This window comes from Microcoleus sp. T3_A4 (assembly GCF_036700465.1).
Taxonomy (GTDB): Bacteria; Cyanobacteriota; Cyanobacteriia; order Cyanobacteriales; family Microcoleaceae; genus Microcoleus.
The window spans coordinates 78990-105267 of the sequence record NZ_JAUBOY010000012.1; the positions used below are offsets into that span (position 1 = coordinate 78990).

Annotated in this window: 15 protein-coding genes; 13 read left to right on the top strand and 2 right to left on the bottom strand. The window is 46.1% G+C overall.

Annotated features, from left to right (window positions below; translation table 11 throughout):
- Nucleotides 1–500: 500 nt before the first annotated feature.
- The 6 genes from QUA07_RS09125 to QUA07_RS09150 all read left to right on the top strand — a co-directional run bounded on the left by QUA07_RS09125 (nt 501) and on the right by QUA07_RS09150 (nt 7809).
- Nucleotides 501–1091: a hypothetical protein gene (locus tag QUA07_RS09125; RefSeq protein WP_333210803.1), complete on the top strand. Its 591-nt coding sequence runs from the start codon at nt 501–503 to the stop codon at nt 1089–1091.
- Between the two features lie 339 nt (nt 1092–1430).
- The gene (locus QUA07_RS09130; RefSeq protein ID WP_333324292.1) at nt 1431–2471 is read left to right on the top strand and encodes a M28 family peptidase; all 1041 of its coding nucleotides are present in this window, start codon (nt 1431–1433) and stop codon (nt 2469–2471) included.
- 129 nt (nt 2472–2600) lie between these two features.
- Nucleotides 2601–4373, top strand: a complete 1773-nt coding sequence (locus tag QUA07_RS09135) for an ABC-ATPase domain-containing protein (protein WP_333324294.1) — start codon at nt 2601–2603, stop codon at nt 4371–4373.
- A gap of 82 nt (nt 4374–4455) precedes the next feature.
- Nucleotides 4456–6816 carry an ATP-binding cassette domain-containing protein gene (locus QUA07_RS09140; RefSeq protein ID WP_333324296.1) on the top strand — a complete coding sequence of 787 codons (2361 nt, stop codon included), beginning with the start codon at nt 4456–4458 and terminating at the stop codon, nt 6814–6816.
- Between the two features lie 55 nt (nt 6817–6871).
- A complete protein-coding gene (locus QUA07_RS09145) occupies nt 6872–7363 on the top strand; it encodes an SRPBCC family protein (protein ID WP_333324298.1) in 492 nt (163 codons plus the stop codon).
- A complete protein-coding gene (locus QUA07_RS09150) occupies nt 7360–7809 on the top strand; it encodes an EVE domain-containing protein (RefSeq protein ID WP_333324300.1) in 450 nt (149 codons plus the stop codon). The genes QUA07_RS09145 and QUA07_RS09150 overlap by 4 nt, the downstream gene beginning before the upstream one ends.
- An 84-nt stretch (nt 7810–7893) precedes the next feature.
- Here QUA07_RS09150 and QUA07_RS09155 read toward each other — a convergent pair whose 3' ends face one another.
- Entirely contained in the window at nt 7894–8934 is a 1041-nt protein-coding gene (locus tag QUA07_RS09155) for a glucokinase (protein WP_333324302.1), read from the bottom strand.
- A 35-nt stretch (nt 8935–8969) separates the two neighbouring features.
- Nucleotides 8970–11030, bottom strand: a complete 2061-nt coding sequence (locus tag QUA07_RS09160) for an amylo-alpha-1,6-glucosidase (RefSeq protein WP_333324303.1) — start codon at nt 11028–11030, stop codon at nt 8970–8972.
- A gap of 313 nt (nt 11031–11343) precedes the next feature.
- Between QUA07_RS09160 and treZ the strand changes: the two genes are divergently transcribed.
- From treZ to QUA07_RS09195, 7 genes are all read left to right on the top strand, one after another.
- A complete protein-coding gene (gene treZ / locus QUA07_RS09165) occupies nt 11344–13167 on the top strand; it encodes a malto-oligosyltrehalose trehalohydrolase (RefSeq protein WP_333324305.1) in 1824 nt (607 codons plus the stop codon).
- Nucleotides 13168–13410: 243 nt separating this feature from the next.
- Nucleotides 13411–16206: a malto-oligosyltrehalose synthase gene (gene treY, locus QUA07_RS09170; protein ID WP_333324375.1), complete on the top strand. Its 2796-nt coding sequence runs from the start codon at nt 13411–13413 to the stop codon at nt 16204–16206.
- A gap of 664 nt (nt 16207–16870) precedes the next feature.
- Complete coding sequence (dnaK, locus tag QUA07_RS09175) at nt 16871–18775, top strand: molecular chaperone DnaK (RefSeq protein WP_333324307.1); 1905 nt, start codon at nt 16871–16873, stop codon at nt 18773–18775.
- Nucleotides 18776–18972: 197 nt separating this feature from the next.
- The gene (locus QUA07_RS09180) at nt 18973–19485 is read left to right on the top strand and encodes a DUF4112 domain-containing protein (RefSeq protein ID WP_333324309.1); all 513 of its coding nucleotides are present in this window, start codon (nt 18973–18975) and stop codon (nt 19483–19485) included.
- A 609-nt stretch (nt 19486–20094) separates the two neighbouring features.
- Entirely contained in the window at nt 20095–20703 is a 609-nt protein-coding gene (locus QUA07_RS09185; protein WP_333324311.1) for a PadR family transcriptional regulator, read from the top strand.
- A gap of 265 nt (nt 20704–20968) precedes the next feature.
- Entirely contained in the window at nt 20969–22834 is a 1866-nt protein-coding gene (locus tag QUA07_RS09190; RefSeq protein WP_333324312.1) for an efflux RND transporter periplasmic adaptor subunit, read from the top strand.
- 184 nt (nt 22835–23018) lie between these two features.
- Complete coding sequence (locus QUA07_RS09195; RefSeq protein ID WP_333324314.1) at nt 23019–26222, top strand: efflux RND transporter permease subunit; 3204 nt, start codon at nt 23019–23021, stop codon at nt 26220–26222.
- The last annotated feature ends 56 nt before the right edge of the window (nt 26223–26278 follow it).

Consider the following 26278-nt stretch of genomic DNA (forward strand, 5'->3'; position numbering starts at 1 on the left):
ATAGCTATGTTTCTGAGACCGAACCAAAATCCCTGCTACAGGGCGACTGCCAGGTTCATCTCCTAGACTTGTCGGTAATATTTTTGGATTTATGTCACATTCCACACCAAAAACAGCAACCGCGAAATATCCCAACATTAATTGAAAAATTCTTCTCATTGGCTCTATTTCCTAATTTTAAATATCTTTTTAGCAATCATAAATCTCAAAAAGTTTAGCAGAACTTTCTGTACAATAGGAAAACGCAGCCACCCTGAATTTATGTGGATTTGTAAATTAAATTTTACCAAGCTAATAACTTAGCTTTATAACTAATTACAATTTTAATCTTAATTTAAAATGTGTCATCAGCCATTGTGCCACAAATTATCCGCCATTCTGCCTAGACACCGGGTGGAAGCGCGCTAAGATTAGATAATTCCCGCAAGGAGGCGACCGGGATTTGTTATAAAAATAAACAATTAGCTTAAAATCGATGCAGAGGTCCACTAATTGAACCCATGAGTCAGACCATCCCAGAACTCCAAAAAGAAGTCCGCACGCTGCAAGCAGAAGTTACCGCCCTGCAAGAGTGGCGGGAAAAACTTGGCGTACAGCGCTCTGAGTGCCGAGTGGCAGTCAGTTTTCCCAAAAATAATACTCCTGAAGCCATTGCCGAGTTCCACCAGCAAACTGCTGCTTTTGGGGAGCAGTGGTTGCAGCAAATCCAGGAAATTGACCGAGAGACTAAAAATATTGAAAAGCAACTGCAACAAAAACAGGCTTTACTCAATTACAAGCAAGGTGAACTAGAAAAATTGCTGGCAGGAGAACACTGGCAAGAAGTAGAAAACACTGTTCAAACCGGGGAAAAGCGCTTGCAAGCACAAGCTCGCAGAATCAATCAAGTCGCAGCGCAGCTAGAGGTAGAAATTCAAGCTTTGAAAGCACTGTACGATCAACTAAATCCGAGTTATTCCGAGTGGTTTCAACAACCAACTCAAATAGTCAAATTTTCGGCAACAACTATTCCTTATGCTGTTCCAAGCAGCAGCGGTTTGATATTAGAAAATAAGGAGATTGAATGGGAAAAAAATAGTTTTAATTTGTAAATTTTAAAGGTAAATTAGTGATTGGAATGTCGCCGCCGAACCATCTAATAAGCAAGACGGATTCGACGGCAACATTGCAAGGCTTTTTCCTGCTTTTCTAGATAAAAAATACAAAACTGCCTCTGGCGCAGCTAAGTTTAAGATTTTTTAGTTTCTTTTTTTGAAACAGGTTTATTTTTAACTCTGGTGTCAATCTAAAATCTAAAATATAACTGTTCTGGACGCATCAACCGGGTTTTACGAAAAGACTTTGTTGCAGCCCTCGCTTCCGCTAAAACACCCGGTTGATGAAAGCGAGGAGTGCGTAAGCTCGGTCTAAAATCTCAAATAGACTTACTAATGAAACAATTGATTTGGATAGCGCTATTTATTCTGGTTGCGGTGACGGCTGTGGGTTGGCGTTCTGACTCGTTGCAGCGGTTTTCGGGTGTACCCGAATTAGGGATCGATCGCAATATCCACACTTCCCAAAACCCGTCTCCTTTACCGCTTCCTGCTGAAAAAAATACTTTTTTTCAGCCCCAAATTGACCCGTCTCGTTTGTGGAAACACGTCGATAGTTTAGCAGGAGAACGGGATGGAGAACGATCTCGCTCTTTTACTAGAGATTACATTTCTAAACAACTGCAAACTTTAGGATTTTCCCCAGATTTGCAGCCGTTCGATCGCGGAATCAACGTCTTCGCTGAGAGAAAAGGCACTGACTCAAACGCGGGTGCAATTTTAGTGGCAGCACACTACGATACTGTACCAAACTCGCCTGGGGCTGACGACAATGCGACGGGAGTTGCTGTAGTTTTAGAAGTAGCAAGATTGCTGGGTTCTCGTCCCACGCCTCGGACATTGCAAGTAGCATTTTTCGATAGGGAAGAAATGGGACTTTTAGGCAGTTTAGCATTTACAGGTAGCGACGCGCGGTTAAAAAATTTGCAGGGAGCGATCGTCCTAGATATGGTAGGTTATGCCTGCCGCACGCCCGGATGCCAGCAATATCCCGAAGGATTGACAGCGCAACCTTTTCTAGAAGCATCGGGGGTAAATTCTCCCGACAAAGGCGAGTTTATCGCTGTGATTGGGGATGCGGAACATCCGCTGCTATTGAAAAGTTTTGCGGAGTCTGGAAAAGCCGATTTGCCGCCGGTGGTGGCGCTGCCGGTTCCCCTGAAAGGGTTGCTGACTCCCGATGTTTTGCGGAGCGACCACGCGCCTTTCTGGTATAAAGGAATTGGTGCTGTGTTGGTGACGGATACTGCAAATTTGCGATCGCCCCACTATCACCAATCTAGCGATACATTAGCAACTATTGATCGACCTTTTTTCGCCGGTTCTGCTCAAATTGTTGTCAATGCCGTGGCTAAATTATTGGAATTAGGTAATTAGTAATTGGGAATTGAGCATGGGGAATTGGGAATTGGGGATGGGACATCGGGCATCGGGCATTGGGCATGATGACAGTTGTTGATACTGCCAACTGCCAACTGCCAACTGCCAACTAATAACTAATGACTAATGACTAACAAAGAAAGCCTGCAACGGCATTTACTGCAACTCGACAATCGAGGCTACAAAGCCTACAAAGAAATTCAAGGTAACTACGACTTTTCTGAATTCACATTAATTATTGATTACGTGCAGGGAGATCCGTTTGCTTCTCCCAGTAAATTTAGAGTCATAGTTCCGCCAAACATTGCTCGAATTCCCCGCGAAGTTTTCAATTCTCGCAGTCGAGAAATAGCCTTGCGAGATTACCTAACTCGCCAGTTTGACCGAGCAGCACACAGCATCAGCAGCAAACGCGGCACTGGGAAAAGTGGTATGATTGCAGTGACTGGCTTCGGACAAGAAGTTTTAGAGCGAACTTCCGCATTTATCATTTCCTCACATACATCCGATATTGAAGATTTAGGAGGAGTTGAACTGCGATTTGCCGTCGGACTTCCAGCGGGCGGACGTAGTATTTTAGGGCGACAAGCTGCTGAAATGCTGTGCGAAGATATCCCGGAAATGGTCAGCAAATCTCTGAAGTATGCTAACTTAAATGCTGCTGAATGTCGCCGTCACATTGACACTGTAGAAGATGCTGACTGGCTGCGGCAGCAGTTAGCTGAAAAAGGATTAGTTGCGTTTGTTGCTGACGGTTCTATTTTACCCCGCCGCAGCGGTGTTGACAACAGTCCTTTGTTAAATAATGCTGTGGCTTTTCAGTCGCCCCCGTCGTTAAAAGTTGAGTTTAATTGTCCGAATCGCGGTTTGATTTCCGGTATGGGTATTCCCGCTGGCATTACTTTGATTGTTGGCGGCGGCTATCACGGCAAATCAACTTTACTCAGGGCGATTGAGTTGGGAGTTTACAACCGAATTTCGGGAGATGGTCGGGAATTTGTGGTGACTAATCCGGCGGCGGTGAAAATTAGAGCGGAAGATGGCAGAAGTGTGGCAGGAGTTGATATTTCGGCTTTTATTAACCACTTGCCACAAGGTAGAGATACTGCACAATTTTATACTGAAAATGCGAGCGGGAGCACGTCGCAAGCTGCTAATATTATTGAGGCTTTGGAATTAGTCGCTTCTTCAGAAAAGGATTTAGTGCCTGTTTTATTGCTTGATGAGGATACGGCGGCGACGAATTTTATGATTCGCGATCGCAGAATGCAGGAACTCATCGCTAAGGATAAAGAACCGATTACGCCGTTTATTGATAAAGTTAAACAGTTATACGCAGATTGCGGCGTATCGACTATTTTAGTAATGGGCGGAAGCGGCGATTATTTTGATGTGGCCGATACTGTGATTGCAATGGAGAATTTTCAAGCATATAATGTGACGGAAAAAGCTAAAGAGATTGCTAAAAATTACTCGATTAGCCGCGCTGCTGAAGGGGGAGAAAATTTTGGTAAGATGACTCAAAGAGTGCCGATTCCTGCTAGTTTAGATCCGAGTCGGGGACGGCGAGATGTGCGGGTGAAGGTGCGGGATGTTGATGAATTGGCTTTCGGAACTGAGGATATTGATTTGGGTGCTGTTGAGCAAATTGTGGACAGCGGACAGTTAAGGGCGATCGCTGCGGCAATGGTTTATGCTAAGCAGCAATACATGGACGGGAAACGCACTTTGTCAGAAATCATAGATTTGGTGATGGCGGATATTGAGGCGCAGGGGATGGATATTTTATCGCCTTTTCCGGAAGGGGATTTTGCCATGTTTCGGCGGTTTGAATTAGCGGCAGCAATTAATCGGCTTCGCAGTTTGTCCGTTGTTGCCAAAATGACTATTGACTGTTGACTAATGACTAATGACTGTTGACTAATGACTAATGACTTTTTGATATGCTGACAAAAGTGAGTGCAAAAACCGCGATTGAAGTATGACAGGCAATATAGGACAACTGACTGCTTTAAGCGATCGACCTTATATAGTATTAAGCAATCAAGGCGAGGTTTTACAGTTAGAGTTAAAACAGCAGCAGCACGTATTGGGGCGCGATCGCACTCGTGCTGATTTAGTCATTCCCGAACCCTGGCGCGCAGTTTCTGGCGTTCACGGTGTTTTGCGCCAAATTGGGGATAATTACTGGATTTACGACGGTGACGGGCAGCGGCCTAGCACTAATGGCTTATTTGTCGATCGCACTCGCATCACTCCCCATGACGGTTATTGTCTGAAAAACGGCACAGAAATTAAAATCGGTCTCGATCCTCAAAATCAAGTTTTGCTGAGTTATTTTAATCCGCTGGCGAATCAGGTTGCTGTCCCTAGCCAGCAGTCAATTCTTCTTAAAAATCGGTCGGTTTTGTTGGGCCGCGATCCAAACGCTTCGCTGCAATTAGATGCGCCGCTTGTTTCTAGACGCCACGCCACAATCGACCAAGACAGTCGCGGCAATTATATTTTGCGAGACTACAGCGTTAATGGGGTTTTTGTTAACGGTCAGCGAGTCACAAATTCTATACAATTGTCCGAGGGAGATGCCATTCGGATCGGTCCGTTTACTCTAACTTACCGCAGCGGTGAGTTGCAGATGCAAGACTCCGGCCATCAAATTCGTTTGGATGCTGACAGTCTGGTGATTCCGAAGCGTTTGGATAACATCACTTTGGCGATCGAACCGGGCCAGTTTGTGGCTTTAGTCGGCGGTAGCGGTGCGGGTAAATCTACTTTAATGCGGACGCTTTTAGGCATTGAAAAAACTACTAACGGCGCTGTGTTTCTCAACGGTGACAACCTGCGCCAAAACTTCAATATTTACCGCAATCAAATCGGTTACGTGCCTCAAGATGATATTGTGCACGCAGATTTGACTGTAGAAGAAGTCTTGAGTTATGCAGCTAAATTGCGCTTACCTCCCGATACAGATGTCAAGCAGGTAGTCGCAAAAACTTTAGAAGATATTGAAATGACTCACCGCCGCAAGGCTTTGGTAAAACAGCTTAGCGGCGGACAGCGGAAGCGGGTCAGCATCGGAGTTGAACTGTTAGCAGACCCGAAACTTTTCTTTTTAGACGAACCGACTTCAGGACTCGATCCGGGTTTGGATAAGAAGATGATGCAACTGCTGCGAAAGTTGGCAAATCAAGGCCGGACGGTGATTCTGGTGACTCACGCGACGGCAAATATCACGATGTGCGATCGTATTGTGTTTATGGGTCGCGGCGGACGCCTTTGTTACTTCGGCCCACCTAGGGAAGCGCTCGATTTTTTCGATGTCAAAACGGGCGACTTTGCTGACATTTACAACGAATTAGAAACAGGAGAAAATAACGTTCAAAGCTGGGCAGAAAAGTTTAATAAATCTCCCTACTATCAGCGCTATATTGTCAACCACTTCAGCACAGGTAAGGCTAATGCAAAAATACCTTCTGCACCTTCTGCACCAAAATCTCAATCTTTTGTAAAACAACTCGTTTTGCTCGCGCAGCGCTATTTTCAACTCGTTTCCCGCGACTTAGTTAACTTGAGTTTAGCTCTTTTAACGGCTCCGATCGGCATTAGTTTGCTGCGGCTAGCCGTCAGAGATAAAGACCCATTAATTGGCGCACCGGAGGCAACTTTAGCACCTTTAGCGCTCAGAGTTTTATTTGTATTTACCTGCGCGGCTATTTGGGTAGGACTGGCAACTTCTCTGCAAGAAATTGTCAAAGAATCTGCTATTTATTTGCGAGAACGTTTGGTAAATTTAGGATTGTTTGCTTATTTAGGTTCAAAACTTTTTATACTTTCTGGTTTGGCAGTATTGCAAACACTGTTAATGGTAGGAGTTATTCTGATTGCTTTTAAATCCCCCGAACCGAGTTTGATTTCCTGGGCGATGGGGGCAAGTATTACCACATTCCTAACTTTGATGAGCTGCATAAGTCTCGGATTAGTGGTTTCCGCGATTGTTAAAAATAGCTCTCAAGCTAATAGCGCTTTACCTCTATTATTGCTGCCTCAGATTATTTTTTCTGGCGTTTTGTTTAAGATGGAAGGTGCGGCGAGCAAGTTTTCTTGGCTGATGTTAAGCCGCTGGTCTGTGGGTGCTTACGGCTCTTTAGTTAATGTGAATGGGATGGTTCCCGCGCCTACTACATTACCGGACGGGAGTACGCTTCCTCAGCCGTTTGAGCCTACTCCTGTTTACGCTCCAACCTGGGAGAATTTGAGTTTAAATTGGGGTATTTTGTGCGTGCATATTTTCGTTTATTTGATGTTGACTCTGTGGTTACAGAAGCGGAAGGATATTTTATAATTTAAATTACGCACTTTTAACTCACAGTTCATTATGAAATCAGATGGGGGAATAAATGTTAGTTAAAACCAACGCATTAGTAGAAATTGCTGCATCGCCTGAAGTAGTCTTTGATTTTGTTACATCCCTGTCAAATCTGCCCAAAGTCTTTCGCGGATACGGCCCAATTCCAGCAATTATTAAAGCTGAGATGGCAGATGGTGGAGAAATGCGTGAAGGCGGCGTGCGGTGGATAGAAAATTCCGACACTTCGGTGATTGATGAAGAAATCATTACTTTCAAAAAGCCAGAAAGACAAACCTACCGACTGGTTAGAGGGTTTAAGTTTCCGATTTCTCTACTCATTGAGTCTGGTGGCGGAGATTGGAATTTCACTGCTACAGCAAAGGGAACTCGGATTGATTGGGAGTTTTATTTTATGCTGACTTCTCCGGTATTCTATCCCGTTGGGTTGTTGATAGTTCAGGTTTTTATGCAAAAAGCTATGCAGCAGTGTTTAGATAAAATTCAAGAATATTTGGCTAACCCCAGCGAAGAGATTGTATGAATTATTGGCTAATGAAGTCGGAACCGGATGTTTATAGTATTGCGAATTTGAAGCACGATCGCACTTCCATTTGGGATGGCGTTCGCAACTATCAAGCCCGCAATTTTATGCGAGAAATGAGTCGGGGAGATTTAGTATTTTTTTACCATTCTAATACTAAAATACCGGGAATTGTTGGCTTAGTGCGCGTCGTTGAAACTGGAATTGCTGACCCGACTCAGTTCGATATAAATAGCGAATATTATGATGCTAAATCGCAGTTTGATGCACCTCGCTGGCAAACTGTGAGAGTTGAGTTTGTTGAGGAATTTGCTAAGTTAATATCCTTGGAGGAACTGAAACAAAAGTTTAGCGCTGATGAGATTTTGCTGGTGAGGAAAGGCAATCGGTTATCGGTGATGCCGGTGTCTGAAGGTGCTGCTGAGAAGATTTTGAAGATGACATAACTATAGCTAAGTAGGGTGCGTCAGCAGAGCATTATTTTTTCAAAGATTTATAAGCTTAAAGCTGACGCACCCTACAATTATTAACTAAAGACCGGCCGCACAAACAGCCGCACCAATTAACCCTACATTGGGATTCAAAACCAATCGAACTGGCATCATTTCTAACAGCGAATCCATCCGGCCTTTGTGCGTAAACGCTCGCATAAAACCCCCTTCTAGAATCAGCGGCAAAATCTTAGCAGCGATGCCGCCAGCTACGTACAAACCGCCGTAAGGTAACAGTGTCACAGCCAGATTTCCCGCCACTGCACCGTAAGCTTCTACAAACATTTGCATAGTTTGTTCCGAAAGCCGATCGCACTTTTTGAGTGCCGCCTGTGCAATTGTCGCCCCCGGATCGACAGTTTTTTCAGTTTTCCCTATTTCTGACTCCCATTTTTTGATAACTTCCCCTACCTCCGGCGATTCAGGAGCAAACTTTCTGTCCCGCAAAAACTGGTAAATTGAAACAATCCCTTGTCCCGAAACTACACGCTCGATCGATATTCTTTGAATGTCGTGTTTTGCTAACAAATATTTCAGCAATTCAAACTCCAACTCCGAACGAGGAGCAAAGTCACCGTGTCCCCCTTCCGAAGAAAAAACCTTGATGCCATTTGCATCGGGAACGGCAAAACAATTTCCCAAACCAGTCCCCGCACCAATAACAGCAATTGGATCGTGTTGGCGGGGTTTTCCGACTTGCAAAATGTGCAAATCTTTAGCATCCAAACCCCACACCCCGTAGCCAACCGCAACAAAATCATTAATTAAAGTGACGCGGGATATTCCTAATTCTTGTTCCAGACGCTTCGCATCTAGCCTCCAAGGCAAATTAGTCAGTTTTGCAGTGTTGTTAACCACCGGGCCTGCGATCGCAAAACAAGCTTTTTCAGGCAATGGCGCAAAATCCAATTTCGTAGCAGCTTCCGTCAAAAACTGCTGCACCATCGGCACTAAATCGGGAAACTCCCCGCTCGGATATCGAAACTCGTAAAGAGCGTTCATTTCACCGTTAACAGTCCTTTCCACTAACCGCAAAATTGTCTTAGTTCCGCCAATATCGCCCGCTAATAATAATGCCATAAATCTCTTTTTCCACCAAAGATAACATTCCCCATTTAAACACCCACAGTATTAATTGCCAACCAAGCCCGCAGCACCTCAGCCACAGTCCAAGCTTGAGCCGTGCAGCCTCGCGGCGAGTGAGGGGCATCGCCCTCAAAAATTTCGCCCAGACTGCCAACTCCGCCGCCCCTTATATGATGTGCCATCGGTTCGAGGAATTCGCTCGCTTGTGCTGGATCTTTGTATACGTGTAAGTGCGCTAAGACAAAGGGGCCAATCAGCCAGCCCCAAACTGTGCCCTGGTGGTAGGCGCTGTCGCGCTGCAATTGGTCGCCTCCGTATGTGCCGCGATATTGCGGGTGCTGCGGCGAGAGGCTGCGGAGGCCGACAGAAGTTAGAAGCTGTTGAGCGCAGGCGTCCACCACGCCACGCTGCTGGATGGGCGTCAGTAACGGTGTATAGCGGGTTTCCTGGCGCATCCCCGCTGACAAGGAGTTGGCGGAGTGAGGAGGAATCGAGTCTAGGGGCAAGGATACGGCGAATATTTGGTTGGGCCGCAGCGAGGCATCGTGTCCGTCTAAACCGTCGAGAACGTCGTAACAGTAACCGGTTGAGGCGTTCCAGAAGCGAGGAAATCCGGCGGCTGTTCGATCGCCCAATTGCTGGTATTCATTGTGAGGCTTGCCCAGTTTTCGAGCAAAACTTGCCATAGCTTGTATAGCATTGTACCAAAGCGCGCTGAGTTCGATCGGCTTACCAATCCGGGGTGTCACCACCCAATCCCCGATTTTCGCGTCCATCCAAGTCAGTTGCACACCCTTCTCGCCCGCGTAGATTAAACCGTCATCGGGATCGACGCGGATGTTATACCGAGTACCCTGCAAGTGCCAGTCAACAATCTCACATAACACCGGCCAGAGTTCGGTCAAAAGTTCGTCGTCTCCCGTGGCATCAATATAAGCGCGAATTGCCTCAAAGTACCACAGGGTGGCGTCTGCGGTGTTGTATTCCGGTTCGCCGCCCGCATCCGGGAAGCGGTTCGGCAGCATTCCTCGATCGACATACCGCGCAAATGTCCGCAAAATCGATCGCGCAATTTCCCATCGCCCGGTACAGATTGTGAGGCCTGGCAGGGCGATCGTCGTATCGCGCCCCCAGTCGCTGAACCAGGGATATCCGGCGATAATCGTTTTGCCTTCGGGTTCCTCCGGTAGCGAGCGGCTGACGATAAATTGGTCGGCGGCTAGCACTAAGTGATTGATCCAGTCGGGAGATTCGCTCACTTTTGACCAGTTTTGCAGCAGTTGTTGGTCATAAGTGCGACGCACTTCTAAAGCTGTACCGCCGTTGAGTTCGGTATTTTTCTCGGTGCTGGCTATCAATGTGAGAGAACTTCCCGGTGCGATCGTCATGTGAAAAGTCGCCCCGTGCAAGTGATCCTCGCAGTAATCCAATCCGCGCCGCTTTTCCGCTGCTAGATCCAATCCGTAATGCCAATTGTATAAGGGCGCAGAGACTCGAAAGTTGGCCTCTGGTGCGGCATCTGTCAGCAGGTACAGGGGTGCCGCCTTGGGAAATGCCGTCACGCAAACACCGCTTTCCAAGGTTTCTAGGCTCATCTGCCAGTCGCCGGCGCTCGTTGTGTGGTGGTAGTCGCGATAGTTGACTAGGGCTTTGACAGCGAGGGCGATCGGTTGTGAGGCGCGGTGCAAGCGGTATTGAATATATGTTGTGTTAGCACCTTGCTGCATCCAAATCCGCTTTTCCAGGATAGCGTCGGCGAGAGCAAACCTCCAAACAGGCGTCGTGCCTTCGAGGTGAAAGCTTTCGATGTATTTGTAGCCGTGGGGTTCCATCGTCGCGTCGGCCCAGCGGTTTGTATAAAGCGGATATGCGCGATCGTGATACACAGCCGTCTCGTCCAGCTTGGCGAGCATCAAAGTGCGTCCCAGCGGGGGTTTGAGGGCGGCTACCAGCAAGCCGTGATAGCGGCGGGTGAGGAGATTTGCGATCGTCCCGCTAGCGTAACCGCCGATCCCGTTTGTGACCAACCACTCGCGAGACTCCGCCGAGTCGAGATTGCAGCAGATTTCCCGTCCAAAAGCCATAACCATAAAATCCACACTCGCGCTGATTTTTGACCTATCTTTAGGTAGATTTTCGACATGATATCAACCAGAAATATTAACGCTTCCAGACCGTTAATTTGGCGATCGCCCCCGTGCGGATTCATGCTCTAATTTAGACATAACTAACTGCTACTGCCCCTTACACGATTTTAGCTTTTGATGCCTCTGTCTAAAGTTAGTTGTTTGTTATATTAAGTAATATTACCGTCTAAACAGGCGCTGAACGTTAAGGGCAAGCATTTGATAGCGCGTCGGGCGATCGAACTACAAACCTATTTTATAAGGAGAACAGCTCAAAGTGAAGATAGGAGCAAATTACCTCGGCAATAACCAATGTGAATTTACCGTTTGGGCGCCCACCCTCAAACAAATGGCAGTCCAAATTGTTTCCCCAAAACAACGCCTGATACCCCTGCAACAATCGGCAGAAGGTTATTGGCAAACCACAGCTACAGACATCGAACCAGGAACCCTTTACACTTACCAAATCGAAGGAAAAACTGAGCGACCAGACCCAGCCTCAAAATATCAACCCCAAGGCGTACACGCTCCGTCGCAAGTAATAGATGAAAATATTTTTACTTGGACAGACACAAATTGGCAAGGCGTGCCGCTAGCCGAAATGATTATTTACGAACTGCACGTCGGCACATTCACCCAAGCCGGAACATTTGAAGCAATAATTCCCCAGCTAAAACAACTTAAAGAATTGGGAATCAACGCCATCGAAATAATGCCAGTAGCCCAATTTCCTGGCGAGCGCAACTGGGGATATGACGGCGTATATCCCTACGCCGTTCAAAACTCCTACGGCGGCCCCGAAGGCTTCAAAACACTCGTCAACGCCTGCCACAAACACGGCATTTCAGTAATTCTCGATGTAGTTTACAACCACCTCGGCCCCGAAGGAAATTATCTCAGGGACTTCGGCCCCTACTTTACCTCAAAATACGGCTCAATTTGGGGAGACCCCCTCAACTTCGACGATGCCTACAGCGACGGCGTACGCAACTACTTTATTGAAAACGCCCTCTACTGGTTTCGAGACTATCACATCGATGCCCTGAGATTAGATGCAATTCAAGCAATATTTGAAGTAGGTGCCAGACCTTTTTTACAAGAACTATCCGATGCCACAGCCGATATTTCCCAAGAACTAGGACGGCAACTTTACTTAATAGCCGAAAGTGACTTAAATGATGTCCGCACTATACGTCCTAAAGAACTTGGTGGCTTCGGATTAGACGCCCAATGGTGCGATGATTTCCACCACGCACTGCACGCCTTGCTCACCGGAGAAAACGACCGATACTACCAAGATTTCGGCAAGTGCGAACACTTAGAAAAAGCATTCAAAGAAAGCTTTGTTTACTCCGGCCAGTACGCCCCCCACAGAAAGCGGAAACACGGCAATTCTGTTAAGGATGAACCGGGTCATAAATTTTTGGTGTTTGCCCAAACCCACGACCAAATCGGCAACCGCATTTTGGGAGACAGACTATCCAAAATAGTTGACTTGGAAGGATTAAAACTTGCAGCCGGCACAGTCTTAATTTCTCCCTACATTCCCTTCTTTTTTATGGGAGAAGAATACGGAGAAGAAGCACCGTTTTTTTACTTCGTTTCCCACTCGGATGAAAACTTAATTGAAGCTATCCGCAAAGACAAACAACAAGAATTTAAAATCTTTGAAAGCCGAGGCGAGTTTCACGATCCCCAGAGTCCTGAGACTTTCGATAAGTGTAAGTTAAACTGGGAAAAACAAACCCAAGGCAAACACAAAATCCTTTGGGAATGGCACCAACATTTGATTCAACTGCGGCGGACAATACCAGCCCTTAAAAAACTAGACAAAAACAGTTTAGAAGTGTCCAGCATTGAAGCGGAAAAAATCTTATTTCTACGTCGATGGACAGATGACAGCCAGATATTCTGCATTCTAAACTTCAACAGGCAAGAGGTAGCTTTTACGGCTGCACTTCCCCAGGGCAAAGGTCACAAAATTTTAGACTCTGCTGATGAAAAATGGATGGGTTCAGGTTCTAGCTTGCCTGAAAAGATAAATTCAGAGCAAAAATTGACCGTTAAACCGCAGAGTTTCGCACTCTATGAATTAAAGTAAAGTAATTAAAACGGGAAGCAAAGCCTCCAATACAGGCGTTCCCAGGCAGAACCCAGGAAGAAGAAACAGGAGACAGAACCTCTCTCGTTTGTTCTCAGGCTATGCCGCAGAATCGAGTCCCACAATAAACGGGAGGCAGATCCTCTCTCGTTCCCAGCCTCTGCCGGGGAATGCAGTAGAGGAGGCTCTGCCTCATAATATTAAAAAAGAAAACCCTAAACAAGCAGGAGTAAAATTAACATGATGAGAATTCCCACAACAACTTATCGGATTCAATTTCATGGAGGTTTTAACTTTGAAGCCGCCAAACAAATCCTTAGCTATCTAGAAGATTTAGGAATTACTGACCTTTACGCTTCACCGATATTTAAAGCCAGAAAAGGCAGCTCTCACGGATACGATGTCGTTGACTCAAATCAGCTCAATCCCGAATTGGGAACCTCAGAAAATTTTGAAGCCCTCACATACGAAATCAAGAAACGGAACATGGGATGGCTGCAAGATATTGTCCCGAATCACATGGCTTACGACACTCAAAATTTGCTGCTGTTAGACGTATTGGAACACGGGCCCGATTCCGACTATTTCGATTACTTTGATATTGAATGGAATCATGCTTACGAACATCTCAGAGGTCGAGTGCTGGCTCCGCTGCTGGGCAATTTTTATGGAGAGTGTTTGGAAAATGGCGAGATTCAACTCAAATACAGCGAAAATGGGCTGAGCATCAATTATTATAGCTTACAATTGCCCGTAAGAATTGAATCTTATGCTAAATTTATTAGTCATAATTTGGGGCATTTAGCCAGAGAATTAGGCAGACGCCATCCAGATTTTATCAAGTTTTTAGGAATTCTTTATTTGATTAAAAATACACCTTCAGAAACTAAAGGTAAAACCCGATACGATCAGATAGCTTTTGTTAAAGGACTGCTGTGGGAACTCTACAACCAAAATCCCCTTGTACAGGAATTCATTGATGAAAATATCAAAGTTTTTAACGGAGAAAAGGGAAATGCCGAAAGCTTTAATCTGCTAGACGATTTGCTTTCCGAGCAGTTTTACCGTCTGTCTTTCTGGAAAGTGGGGGCAGAAGAAATTAACTACCGAAGGTTTTTTACGGTCAACGAACTTATTTCGGTAAAAGTTGAAGAGATTAAAGTTTTTCACAAAAACCATGCTCTGATATTCGACATGGTTGATGAGGGAAAGTTTACCGGATTGAGAATCGACCACATCGACGGACTTTACGACCCCACAGAATATTTGAAACGACTCCGGGAGAAAGTCGGAGATACTTACATTACTGTTGAAAAAATTCTGGAACACGAAGAAGATTTGCCGTCATATTGGCCGATTGAGGGAACGAGCGGCTACGACTTTTTGAATTACGTAAACGGCGTTTTTTGTCGTTGCGATCGCGAACAGCAATTTAGCGAAATATATCAGAGATTTACTCGCTTGAATGTTCCCTATGAACAGTTGTTTTTAGATAAAAAAGGGCTGATTGTTGAGAAAAACTTGGCGGGAGATGTAGACAATCTAGCTCAACTTTTGAAGAATATCTCGGGTCAATCCAGACAGGGAAACGACTTTACTCGTCCCGGTTTGGAAAAAGCATTGGCGGCGGTTTTGACGATTTTTCCAGTCTACCGAACTTACATCAATCAAGACGGTTTGAGAGAGTCCGATCGCACTTACGTACAATATGCGATCGCCCATGCCAAACAACAAGCACCCAGACTCCTCAAGGAACTTAAATTTATCGAAACGGTGCTGTTACTGGAAGAAGAAGAAACTCTAACACCAGAACAAAAAGAGCAGCGTCGGCACTTTGTAATGAAACTCCAGCAGTTGACGGGCCCATTAATGGCAAAAGGCGTTGAAGACACGCTTTTATACGTCTACTATCGGCTTTTATCCCTCAACGAAGTGGGAGGAAATCCCAGTCAGTTCGGCGTGTCGCTGGGAGATTTTCACGAGTTCAACAAACAACAGCAAGTCGCTTGGCCGCACAAAATGAATGCTACAGCTACCCACGATACCAAACGTGGCGAAGATGTGCGAGCCAGAATAAACGTTTTGTCAGAAATTCCCGATGAATGGGAACAGCAAGTCAGGTCTTGGAGAGAGGTAAACTCTTCTAAGAAAGTCAACTTTGCGAATCGAATGGTTCCCGATACTAATGACGAATACTTCCTGTACCAAACTCTGCTCGGCAGTTTTCCCTTTGAGGGAATTGAAAACACTGATTATGTCCATCGCCTGAAAGATTATGTGATTAAAGCTGTCCGTGAAGCCAAAGTTTATACGGCTTGGCTGAGACCGGATAACGATTACGAAGCTGGTTTTATGACCTTTGTCGATACCGTTCTCGAACCTTCGGAACAAAATCAGTTTCTCAACAAATTTACACCTTTCTGTAAAAAAGTAGCTAATTACGGAATTTTCAATTCTTTATCTCAAACGCTGCTGAAAATCACGTCCCCGGGCGTTCCCGACATTTATCAAGGGACGGAATTCTGGGATTTAAGCCACGTCGATCCGGATAACCGCCGTCCCGTGGATTTTGAGCGCAGAATCGAGGTTTTGGGGGAAATTAAAGAGCAAGCTCAGACGGATATTTTGCAACTGGTTGAAGATTTGATTGCGACGCGAGAAGACGCGAGAATTAAGTTGTTTTTGACGGCAAGAGCGCTAGAAGCGAGAAAAAAATACTTGCAAGTTTTTCAATCTGGCGATTATCTGCCCCTGGAAGCAGTTGGCACGTTTAAAGATAATGTTGTTGCCTTTGCCAGAAGCTTTGGAGAGACTACAGTTATTGTCATTGCTCCCCGGTTTTTGACGGGAATTGTCAAACCGGAAGAAATGCCGATCGGCAAACAAGTCTGGAAAGATACTAATTTGAAATTATCCGAGCAAATGCCGTCGGTTTGGAAAGATGCAATTACAAATCAGGCGGTAGAAAGTAACGGTACGTTGGCAATTGGTGACGCTCTCAGTTACTTTCCGGCAGCTCTGCTGATCGGTAAAAAATAGCAATGAAAAGCTGGAAAATTCACTAATTTTCCGAGATTCCCAGGAGGCGGACTTGAGGCTCTCCCTCAATAAAATATTCCTTCCCCGGCACAGCCTGGAAGTAAACGGCTAGGGACACGGCATTGCCCTATCCCTTTTTAGAATTGATGTTATATCAAATCCGTTAGCATCGGAATAGTAAATTCAAGTTCGCTGTTCACTGTTGACTGTTCACTGTCCACTGTCAACCGTCAACCGTCAACATCATGTATGAGTGTAACCGGAAATGATATTAAACCTGATTTGAAGCCAAAAAACGGATCGCCCCTACCAACCAAACAAAATTTATACAACAAAGACGGCAAATACAACACAACGTATACGGTTTGCCACAATACCCGAATCGCTCCAACCCCGTACATTAGGAAGAGTAAAGAAAAGCAGTCAACAACTGTAGCGGTGCAAACCTCATGAATGCAACCGTCCCCCAAAAGGTTCGGTAAACACGCCTTCATCGCCTGGTCTAACCACCCGCAGTATAGAGATAAGCACCTATCTAAGACTGTATTAAAGCAGGACTCACTATCCGTACACCCCCCACAGGTGAAATCGCAGTCCTGAATAACCAGACTATCACACAGATAGAAAACCAAAATTTTGTAGAGATTGGAGCCGGAACACCCCTATGGGAAAAGTAGTTGGAATTGACTTAGGTACGACAAACTCCTGCGTCGCAGTTATGGAAGGCGGCAAACCCACCGTCATAGCCAACGCCGAAGGGGGTCGCACCACACCTTCTGTAGTAGCATACGCTAAAAATGGGGATCAACTTGTCGGACAAATCGCCAAGCGTCAAGCCGTGATGAATGCCGAAAACACCTTTTACTCAGTAAAACGGTTTATCGGGCGTCGGGTTGATGAAGTAACCCACGAAACCACTGAAGTTTCCTACAAAGTTCTCAAAGTCGGCAACAGCCTCAAACTAGACTGTCCCGCCCGTGGCAAGCAATTTGCCCCAGAAGAAATTTCTGCACAAGTTCTCCGCAAACTCGTAGAAGACGCCAGCAAATACCTCGGCGAAACTGTTACCCAAGCGGTAATTACTGTTCCCGCTTACTTTAACGACTCCCAGCGCCAAGCTACGAAAGACGCGGGAAAAATTGCCGGTATAGAAGTGCTGCGGATTATTAACGAACCTACAGCAGCAGCTTTAGCTTACGGGTTAGATAAAAAGAGCAACGAAACCATCCTCGTATTTGACTTAGGTGGCGGTACTTTCGACGTATCTATTCTCGAAGTAGGCGACGGCGTGTTTGAAGTGTTAGCAACTTCTGGAGACACTCACCTCGGCGGTGACGATTTCGATAAAAAAATTGTTGATTTCATCGCTAATGAATTCCAAAGAGCCGAAGGCATTGACCTTCGCAAAGACAAACAAGCACTGCAACGCCTGACGGAAGCAGCAGAAAAAGCCAAGATTGAGCTTTCAAGCGTTACCCAAGCAGAAATCAACCTGCCGTTTATTACCGCGACTCAAGACGGGCCAAAACACTTGGACACGACTTTGACGCGGGGCAAGTTTGAAGAACTGTGCTCGGATTTGATCGATCGCTCCCGCATCCCCGTAGAAAATGCGATCCGCGACGCCAAATTAGACAAATCTGCAATTAATGAAGTCGTCTTAGTTGGTGGTTCTACGCGCATTCCTGCGGTGCAAGAACTGGTTAAAAAACTCCTTGGCAAAGACCCCAACCAAACGGTAAACCCGGACGAAGTGGTCGCAGTCGGTGCAGCAATTCAAGCCGGCGTACTTTCCGGCGAAGTCAAAGACATTCTGTTGCTCGACGTTACTCCGCTGTCTCTCGGCGTCGAAACCTTGGGTGGCGTGATGACCAAAATCATTCCCCGCAACACCACTATTCCTACCAAGAAGTCGGAAACTTTCTCGACTGCTGTAGACGGCCAAACAAACGTGGAAATTCACGTTTTGCAAGGCGAACGGGAAATGGCGAATGATAACAAGGATTTGGGAACCTTCCGCTTAGATGGAGTTCCTCCAGCCCCCCGTGGCGTACCTCAAATTGAAGTTACTTTCGATATCGACGCTAACGGTATTTTGAATGTAGCTGCTAAGGATAAAGGTACTGGCAAGGAGCAATCGATTAGCATTACTGGTGCTTCTACTTTGCCCAGCAATGAAGTCGAGAAAATGGTCAAGGAAGCCGAGGCGAATGCGGCTGCTGACAAGGAACGTCGCGAAAGGATCGATCGCAAAAACCAAGCTGATTCTCAAGCCTATCAAATCGAGAAGCAGTTAGCAGAATTGGGCGATAAAGTTCCCGCTGATGACAAAACTAAGATTGAAGGGTTGCTTAAAGACTTGCGATCCGCGATCGAGAGCGAAGATGACGATCGCATCAAAACCCTAACAACAGAGTTGCAGCAAGCATTCTACGCTGTCAGCAGCAACCTGTACCAGCAAGCAGGCGGCCCAACTGACGGCCCTGGTGGCCCCGGCGGCTACGGAGACGGTGGCCCGACAGGCGGCGACGACGTGATTGACGCCGACTTCACTGAAGGCAACAAATAACAGGCTAAATTAAAAGCCCCCAGCTAGAAGCAAGAAACCCGGTTTTGAACAGAAACCGGGTTTCTGTGCATTCAAAAACAAACAAAAGGCGATCGCCCAAAATCAGTAAAAATCTGCTTGAGGCATAGTGAAAAAAATTGAATATGCTTCAATAAATATCATAAACTAGCAGTAATATCGCAATCGAGAGCCATTAAATGTCACGTTCTCCTATACAAAATTCCTCCCCAAATAACCCCAGCCCATCTCATGTAGCATCCTTGCGCCGACTGCGCCGGATCAGCCATTTACTAGACAATGCAATTCCGATTCCCGGCACAAAGTACCGCATCGGACTCGATCCGATATTGGGACTGATACCGGGCGGCGGCGATGTAATCAGTTCAATTTTTGCAGGATATGTTGTCTTCAAATCCGCTCAAATGGGAGTGCCTCAAGAGACCTTAGTAAAAATGGCAGCTAATATCGTATTTGATACAGTGGCTGGTACTGTACCGGTAGCCGGAGATTTGGTGGATGTTGCTTGGAAAGCTAATGTCAAAAATATAGAATTGCTGGATGCTCATTTAGGTTCCCCTGAACAAGGCAAAAAAGCCGATTGGCTATTTGTGGCGGCGTTGCTGTTGGGTTTGATATTAATTGTCGGAGGCGTGATTTTCTTGAGTGTGATGCTTTTTGGATGGCTCTTTCAAGTAATTACAGGGCGTTAATTGGGGTTTGATGAGCAAGATAAATCACTCTCTTTGTGTCATATTAATAGCAGATAATCGGGGAAAGTTTTCCTAAAAAATCATCCTTGAGGATGATTACGGGCATGGAAAAACATCTGGCTTTAACGACCCGTATGGTGCGTTGCTTTTTTTTATGCCTCAACAAAGAGCTAAAATCTCACAGATCCGTACATTACAAACAGGGCGAGTGGAAACAAACCCAACACTTTTTTTACTGCAATACTTGAGAAAAATAATACGAGTATTAGCTACAAAAAAAACAGTGGCTGCAATCAATCTTCAATAAATACTAAAGTGTGTCAGGGTTGAAAAATTCAACCAACTCCTACCAATAAAAGTTCTGATTCTCTTGCCAAGAAGAGATATGTGGCAGAAATCTGAGATCTTGCACCATTCTCAAGAACAGGCCAGATGCCTGTTCCACAAAAAAATTCACTCTGGGTTCTGAAAAGTATATCTTAAGGGTATTGACAAAACTCATTAAATGTGTACTTAAATCTCGATTTTCTTGGAAACTAGCTATTGACCCGATCGCCCTTGAGTCCGATATAGTGATATAATCCAGACTATAATATCAAATTGATATAAATGCTTGAATTATCAGCCCTTGGGCTGCTACAGTTGCAACCCCTGCACGGCTATCGGTTAAAGCAAAAACTGGAGCTGTTTATGAGCAGTTGCATCAGCGTCAACTACGGAGCGATTTACCCGCTGTTGAAGCGCTTGGAAGAGCGAGGGGAGATTTCGGTAATTGCCGAAGAAGCCGGAGATGCAGGTTGTCCGCGCAAAATCTACGGAATTACCGCCCAAGGGCGCGAACTCTGGCGGCAAAAAATGCTCGAACACCCTCAAGAAAGCTGGGTTAACAGTGGTTCCCGGTTCCAAATCAAGTTTTTCTTTTTTGGCGACTTAGAACCAGCAGAACGGCTGAAGCTATTGGAACACCGCTTGCGAGCCTGTTACACCCGGCAAGACTACATCGAAAGCCTCAAGAGCGAATATCCACTAACCGACGACTATCAATTTGCCTCTCGCGATCGCTGCAAGTCAGTGCTGGCGTCAGAGATAGAGTGGTTAACCGAGCAACTAGCCAAGGAAAAAAGGGCGATCGCCGGAGTGCGTGACTCCCCAACCTTCGCTGAATCCGCCGACTCCAAGGAAAAATCCTTCCAACTCACCCACTCAGGTGAGTCATAAGAAGGATGTGTAATCTTGCCTGCCATCGTAACTTTTGAGAGATAACAAGAAGCTTTCCTAAAAATAATCACTCCCTGGCTTTGCTAACTGCGATGGGACTAAAGCCCTGCACAAACCCCAACCCCATTAAAAAGAGACTTTCCCGATTCCATCCTGTTTAAAATCCCTTGTCCTTATTCCCCCATGTTTGAGAGGAACGCCGGAAAATCAAAGATTTCGCCCAAGTCTCAGTCAGAAGTTAAAAAAAATCTAAGTGGTGCTGCCAATGAGTTATTCTAAATCCCCAGAATCCGTCGTTGAAGCTGAAAAGCAAAAATCTCCCACACCGGAACTGCACCCAACCGATGCCGACAGTGATCGACCGCAGGATTTGGCAGCCGTTGCCGATCGCCCCGAACCTGTTGCTAAACCCGAACAGCACCCAACCGATGCAGACAGCGATCAACTGCAGGATTCTGCAACCGTTCTCGATCGCCCCCAACCTGTTGCTAAATCACGATCGCGCTGGCCCCTAATTGCCGTGATCGCGATCGCCACAGGCGCAGCAGGTTTCGGCTGGTACTCGTGGCAATCGGGTCAGAATCGCGCACAGCAACCGGCAGCAGCAGCCCAACCCCCAGGCATACCAGTCAAGCTGGCAGCCGTACAAACCAGCTCAGTCCAAGATTCCTCGGAATTTGTCAGCAGCTTAGAAGCCAAGCGTTCGGTAGAAATCAAACCCGAAGTAGAAGGGCTAGTCACGGAGATTTTTGTCAAATCCGGGGACTTCATAAACAAAGGGCAAGCCATCGCCCGCATGAAAAGCGAGAGCGCCCAAGCTGACTTGAGGCAATCCCAAGCCAACCTGATCCGCGCTCAATCCCATTTAGCCGAATTGCAAGCAGGAGCCAGGCCCGAAGAAATCGCCCAAGCTCAAGCCCAAGTCGCCCAAGCCCAAGCCAACCTCGCCCAACTGCGATCGGGCTCTCGGCCAGAAGAAATTGGTCAAGCCCAAGCCCGCGTTTCCCAAGCTGAAGCCGACCTCGCCGACGCCCAAACAGGTAGCCTCTTAGAAGACATCGCTCAAGCCAGAGCGCAAATAGAAGCAAGCACAGCCGAAGCAAAGTTAGCCAGCCAGCAGCTTGCCAGATATCAGGCATTGGCAAAAGAAGGTGCAGAATCCGCCAACACCCTTGAGCAATACACCCAAAAAGAAGGCAGCGCCAAAGCCAACCTCAGAGAAGCTCAAAGGCGGTTTGAGCAGCGACAAAAGAACAGACAAGCCGAGATCGAGCGCCGGACAGCCGCCTTGCAACAACAGCGGCAAGCTTTGCGGCAACTGCAAAACGGTTCGCGCCCAGAGGAAATAGCCAAAGCCGAAGCAGAAGTCGCACAAGCCAAGAGCAGATTAGCGCAGTTAGCCAACGGCACTCGCCAAGAACAGCTCGATCAAGCTGAAGCGCAAGTTGCCGAGGCCGCCGCTCAAGTGCGCGGCTTTGAAGTACAACTACAAGAAACTGCGGTCATCGCGCCCTTCGCAGGAGTCATCGGCGACATACCAGTGAAAGTAGGTGATTTCTTGCAAAAAGGTGATGCCATTGCCACCCTGACTGAGAACCAATTGCTAGACTTGCGGTTATCAATTCCTTTGGAACGGCAGCCTCAATTACGCTTAGGGCTGCCAGTACAAATGCTCGACGCTCAAGGTAAGGCGATCGCCCAAGGTCAAATCAGTTTTATCTCCCCCAACGTCAGCGCCAATTCCCAAACAATTTTAGCTAAAGCCACCTTTCCCAACCCCACCGGCGAACTGCTTAATCTCCAGTTTGTAAAAGCTAAAGTCATCTGGAAACAGAACCCCGGAATTTTAGTTCCAGTCACAGCAGTCACTCGCTTAGGTGGGGAAACATTTGTCTTCACAGCTCAAAAGCCGGAACAGGCAAAACCTGGAATGCCACCTTTAGTAGCGCGGCAAAAATCCGTGAAATTGGGAGCCATTGAGGGGAATAATTATCAAGTTATCGAAGGTTTGAAAGCCGGGGAAAAAATTGTTACCGCAGGCATCCTTAACCTGACAGACGGTGTTCCGATTATGGCTCAAGAGGAAGGAAAAGGCTCAGGAGAAAAATTACCAGTAGAAAGCAAAAAATAAGGTATGTTGTTGCGCTTGAGCGCTCTTAAGATGGTAATTAAGAGCGCTCAAGCGCAACTATGTACCTTACGTGAAACTAATTGATTGCTCCGCTATAAAAAAGGGGGCTATTTTAATTTTTGACTGAAGTGCCTGCAATTAGGAATTAGCAATTATCAACTAACAACTACCCATTACCCAAATAATGTTTGCAGATTTCTTTATTAAACGACCAGTATTTGCTAGCGTCTGCGCCTTAATTATTGTTTTGGTAGGCGCAATCAGCATTCCCACATTGCCGATCGAGCGCTTCCCCGACATCAGCCCTACCCAAATCAACGTCACAGCTAACTATAGCGGGGCGAGTGCTGAAATTGTCGAAAATGCAGTTACCAACATCCTAGAAAGGCAAATCAACGGCGTTGAAGGACTAAAATATCTAACTTCCAGTAGTAGTAACGATGGCACTAGCACCATTACAGCTACCTTTGACTCCTCGCGCAACAAAGACATTGCCGGCGTCGATGTTCAAAATCGAGTTGCAGTTGCTCAACCCCAGCTACCAGATGCCGTACAACGCACAGGAGTTACAGTTACCAAACAATCTACCAGTCTCCTATTAGCGATCGGCTTATTTACAGAAAATAAAGAATACGACACCATATTTTTAAGCAACTACGCTGACCTATATTTAGCAGATGCTTTAAAACGGGTAAAAGGTGTGGGCGACGTGCGAATTTTTGGGGAAAGACGTTATGCAATGCGTTTATGGATAGATCCCAATAAACTAGCAGCTCGCCGTCTCACAATGCAAGATGTAACGAGGGCTCTCAACGAACAAAACTTGCAAGTTGGTGCTGGGAGAGTTGGCCAAGAACCTGCTCCACAGGGACAAATGTATCAAATTGACTTGCGTGCTGAAAGTCGCCTCAAAGAACCAGCAGAATTTGAAGATATCGTCCTCAAAACAGAGACAAATGGAACGTTAGTTAAATTAAAAGATGTGGGGAGAGCAGAACTAGGGGCAGAGAATTACAGCTCATTTCTGCGATTTCGAGGCAATGATGCAGTAGGTTTAGGGATTTACCAACTGCCTGGAAGTAATGCTTTGAATGTTGCCCATGCCGTCAAAACAGAAATGGAAAAACTAGCGGTTGCTTTCCCGCCGGGGTTGATACATAGAGTAGCGCTGGACACGACTTTGTTTGTAGAAGAGTCGATGGCAGAAGTAGTCAAGACCTTATTTGAATCAGTCTTGCTAGTGGTGATAGTGATTTTTGTTTTCTTGCAAGACTGGCGCACAACTATTATTCCTACCATCACAATTCCAATTTCTTTGATTGGAACGTTTGCCTTTATCAAAGTTTTCGGATTTACGATTAACAGTTTATCACTGTTTGGTCTGACATTAGCAACGGGATTAGTGGTTGATGACGCTATCATTGTAGTAGAAAATATTGACCGCCTGATCCGCCAAGGTATGAATGCCCGCCAAGCGGCTTTTGAGTCAATGCGGGAGCTTTTTAGCGCTGTAATTGCGACTTCTTTAGTGTTGATGGCAGTGTTCGTACCAGTGGCATTTTTCCCCGGAACTACAGGAGCGCTTTATAAACAATTTGCGCTGACAATTGCTTTTTCAGTATTGCTGTCTACCTTTATTGCTATTACTCTTACGCCCTCACTTTCAGCAATATTACTGCGTCGAAGTCCGAAGTTTGGGGGTCCGGTGGGTTGGGTTTTTGACAAGTTTAATGCAGTTCTCGATTGGGTACAGCGGCAATATCGCAAATCCTTAATATTTCTCACAGGAATTAAGACTATTGTCACCCTCGTATTCATCGCTTCTCTGGGAGTAACAGCTTGGCTTTATTTATCAGTCCCCACAGCATTTATCCCGGAAGAAGACCAGGGCTATTTTATGACAATTATTCAAGGCCCCCAGGGTGTTTCGCTGCAATACACTCAGAAAGTAATGGATCAAGTAGAACAAGAAATCCTCAAACTTCCTGAAGTTGTCGGGACTTTTTCAGTGGGTGGATTTGGTTTTAGCGGTAGCACTTCTAATCAAGGGATTATATTTACTACGCTGAAAGCCTGGGAAGAACGTCACGGAGAAGATCAAACTGTACAAGCGATTATTGGTAAGTTGCGGGGTAAGTTTTTCTCGATTCCCGAAGCTAGAATTTTCCCAGTCAATCCGCCTGCCATTCAAGGTTTAGGTCAATTTGGGGGTTTCCAATTTCAATTGCAAGACCGCAAAGGTAACAGCGGTTTAGATGGCTTAGTCCAGACTATGGGCGGGATTTTGAAGCAGGCAAATCAGACACCGGGATTGCAAGCGGTATTTAGTACGTTTGCAGCGAATACACCTCAGTTAATTGTGGAGGTTGACCGCAATCGAGCTAAGGCTCTAGATATTCCCATTAATGATGTTTTCAGTACGTTACAAACGGCTCTGGGTGCTCAGTATGTGAACGATTTTAACCTCCAGCAGCGTAATTATCGGGTGTATGTTCAGGCGGATAAACAGTTTCGTGATAACCCTGAAGATATTGGGAAATTGTATGTGCGCTCTGGAAAGAATGAAATGATTTCTTTGAGCAATTTGGTGAAGATTACTCCGGTGGTCGGAGCACAAACTGTTAACCACTACAATTTGTATAGGTCAATAGAAATTACTGGCTCTCCTGCGCCGGGAGCGAGTTCTGGACAGGCGCTAAAATCGATGGAAAAGGTGTCGGCTCAAGTTTTGCCCTCGGGTTTTGGCTATGAATGGTCGGGGAGTTCTTTAGAAGAAATTGAATCGGGCGGTCAAGCACCGATTATTTTCGGTTTGGGGCTGATTTTTGTGTTTTTGGTGTTGGCGGCTCAGTACGAAAATTATGTGGATCCTTTCATTATTTTGCTATCGGTGCCTCTGGCGATTTTAGGTGCTCTTTTAGCTCAGTCGTTGCGGGGTTTGGCGAATGATGTTTATTGCCAGATTGGTTTGGTGATGTTGATTGGATTGGCTAGTAAAAATGCGATTTTAATCGTGGAGTTTGCGAACCAGTTACGGGAGCAGGGATATTCAATTGCTAAGGCGGCAGTTGAGGCTTCTCAAGAGCGTTTACGACCGATTTTGATGACTTCTCTGGCTTTCGTTTTGGGTATTTCTCCTCTGATTAACCCAGAAGGTGCGGGTGCAGCGAGCCGCCGATCGCTAGGGAATGCGATCGCGGGGGGGATGGTTGTTTCTACTGTCTTGAGTTTGTTTATGGTGCCGGTTCTGTATGTGGTGGTTGTCTCGGCTCGCGATCGCTTTAAGAAGCGCGATCGATTAGAAAATTTGCCCGATGATGGCACAATTTTGAACGGCAAAACGACTCCCCACGAGGAGATGGAACGCGACAAAGTATCGCCGTTGTAGTTGGTAAGTTGAAAATACCAGCATTCGTTTTGTGAGTAGGATTGGTGCGATCGCCC

Coding starts and splice junctions, on each gene's coding strand:
- dnaK (WP_333324307.1), top strand. CDS start 16,871: ATGGGAAAAGTAGTTGGAATTGACTTAGGTACGACAAACTCCTGCGTC.
- QUA07_RS09155 (WP_333324302.1), bottom strand. CDS start 8,934: ATGGCATTATTATTAGCGGGCGATATTGGCGGAACTAAGACAATTTTG.
- QUA07_RS09145 (WP_333324298.1), top strand. CDS start 6,872: ATGTTAGTTAAAACCAACGCATTAGTAGAAATTGCTGCATCGCCTGAA.
- QUA07_RS09125 (WP_333210803.1), top strand. CDS start 501: ATGAGTCAGACCATCCCAGAACTCCAAAAAGAAGTCCGCACGCTGCAA.
- QUA07_RS09195 (WP_333324314.1), top strand. CDS start 23,019: ATGTTTGCAGATTTCTTTATTAAACGACCAGTATTTGCTAGCGTCTGC.
- QUA07_RS09185 (WP_333324311.1), top strand. CDS start 20,095: ATGCTTGAATTATCAGCCCTTGGGCTGCTACAGTTGCAACCCCTGCAC.
- QUA07_RS09135 (WP_333324294.1), top strand. CDS start 2,601: ATGACTAACAAAGAAAGCCTGCAACGGCATTTACTGCAACTCGACAAT.
- QUA07_RS09140 (WP_333324296.1), top strand. CDS start 4,456: ATGACAGGCAATATAGGACAACTGACTGCTTTAAGCGATCGACCTTAT.
- QUA07_RS09130 (WP_333324292.1), top strand. CDS start 1,431: ATGAAACAATTGATTTGGATAGCGCTATTTATTCTGGTTGCGGTGACG.
- QUA07_RS09190 (WP_333324312.1), top strand. CDS start 20,969: ATGAGTTATTCTAAATCCCCAGAATCCGTCGTTGAAGCTGAAAAGCAA.
- QUA07_RS09180 (WP_333324309.1), top strand. CDS start 18,973: ATGTCACGTTCTCCTATACAAAATTCCTCCCCAAATAACCCCAGCCCA.
- QUA07_RS09150 (WP_333324300.1), top strand. CDS start 7,360: ATGAATTATTGGCTAATGAAGTCGGAACCGGATGTTTATAGTATTGCG.
- treY (WP_333324375.1), top strand. CDS start 13,411: ATGAGAATTCCCACAACAACTTATCGGATTCAATTTCATGGAGGTTTT.
- QUA07_RS09160 (WP_333324303.1), bottom strand. CDS start 11,030: ATGGTTATGGCTTTTGGACGGGAAATCTGCTGCAATCTCGACTCGGCG.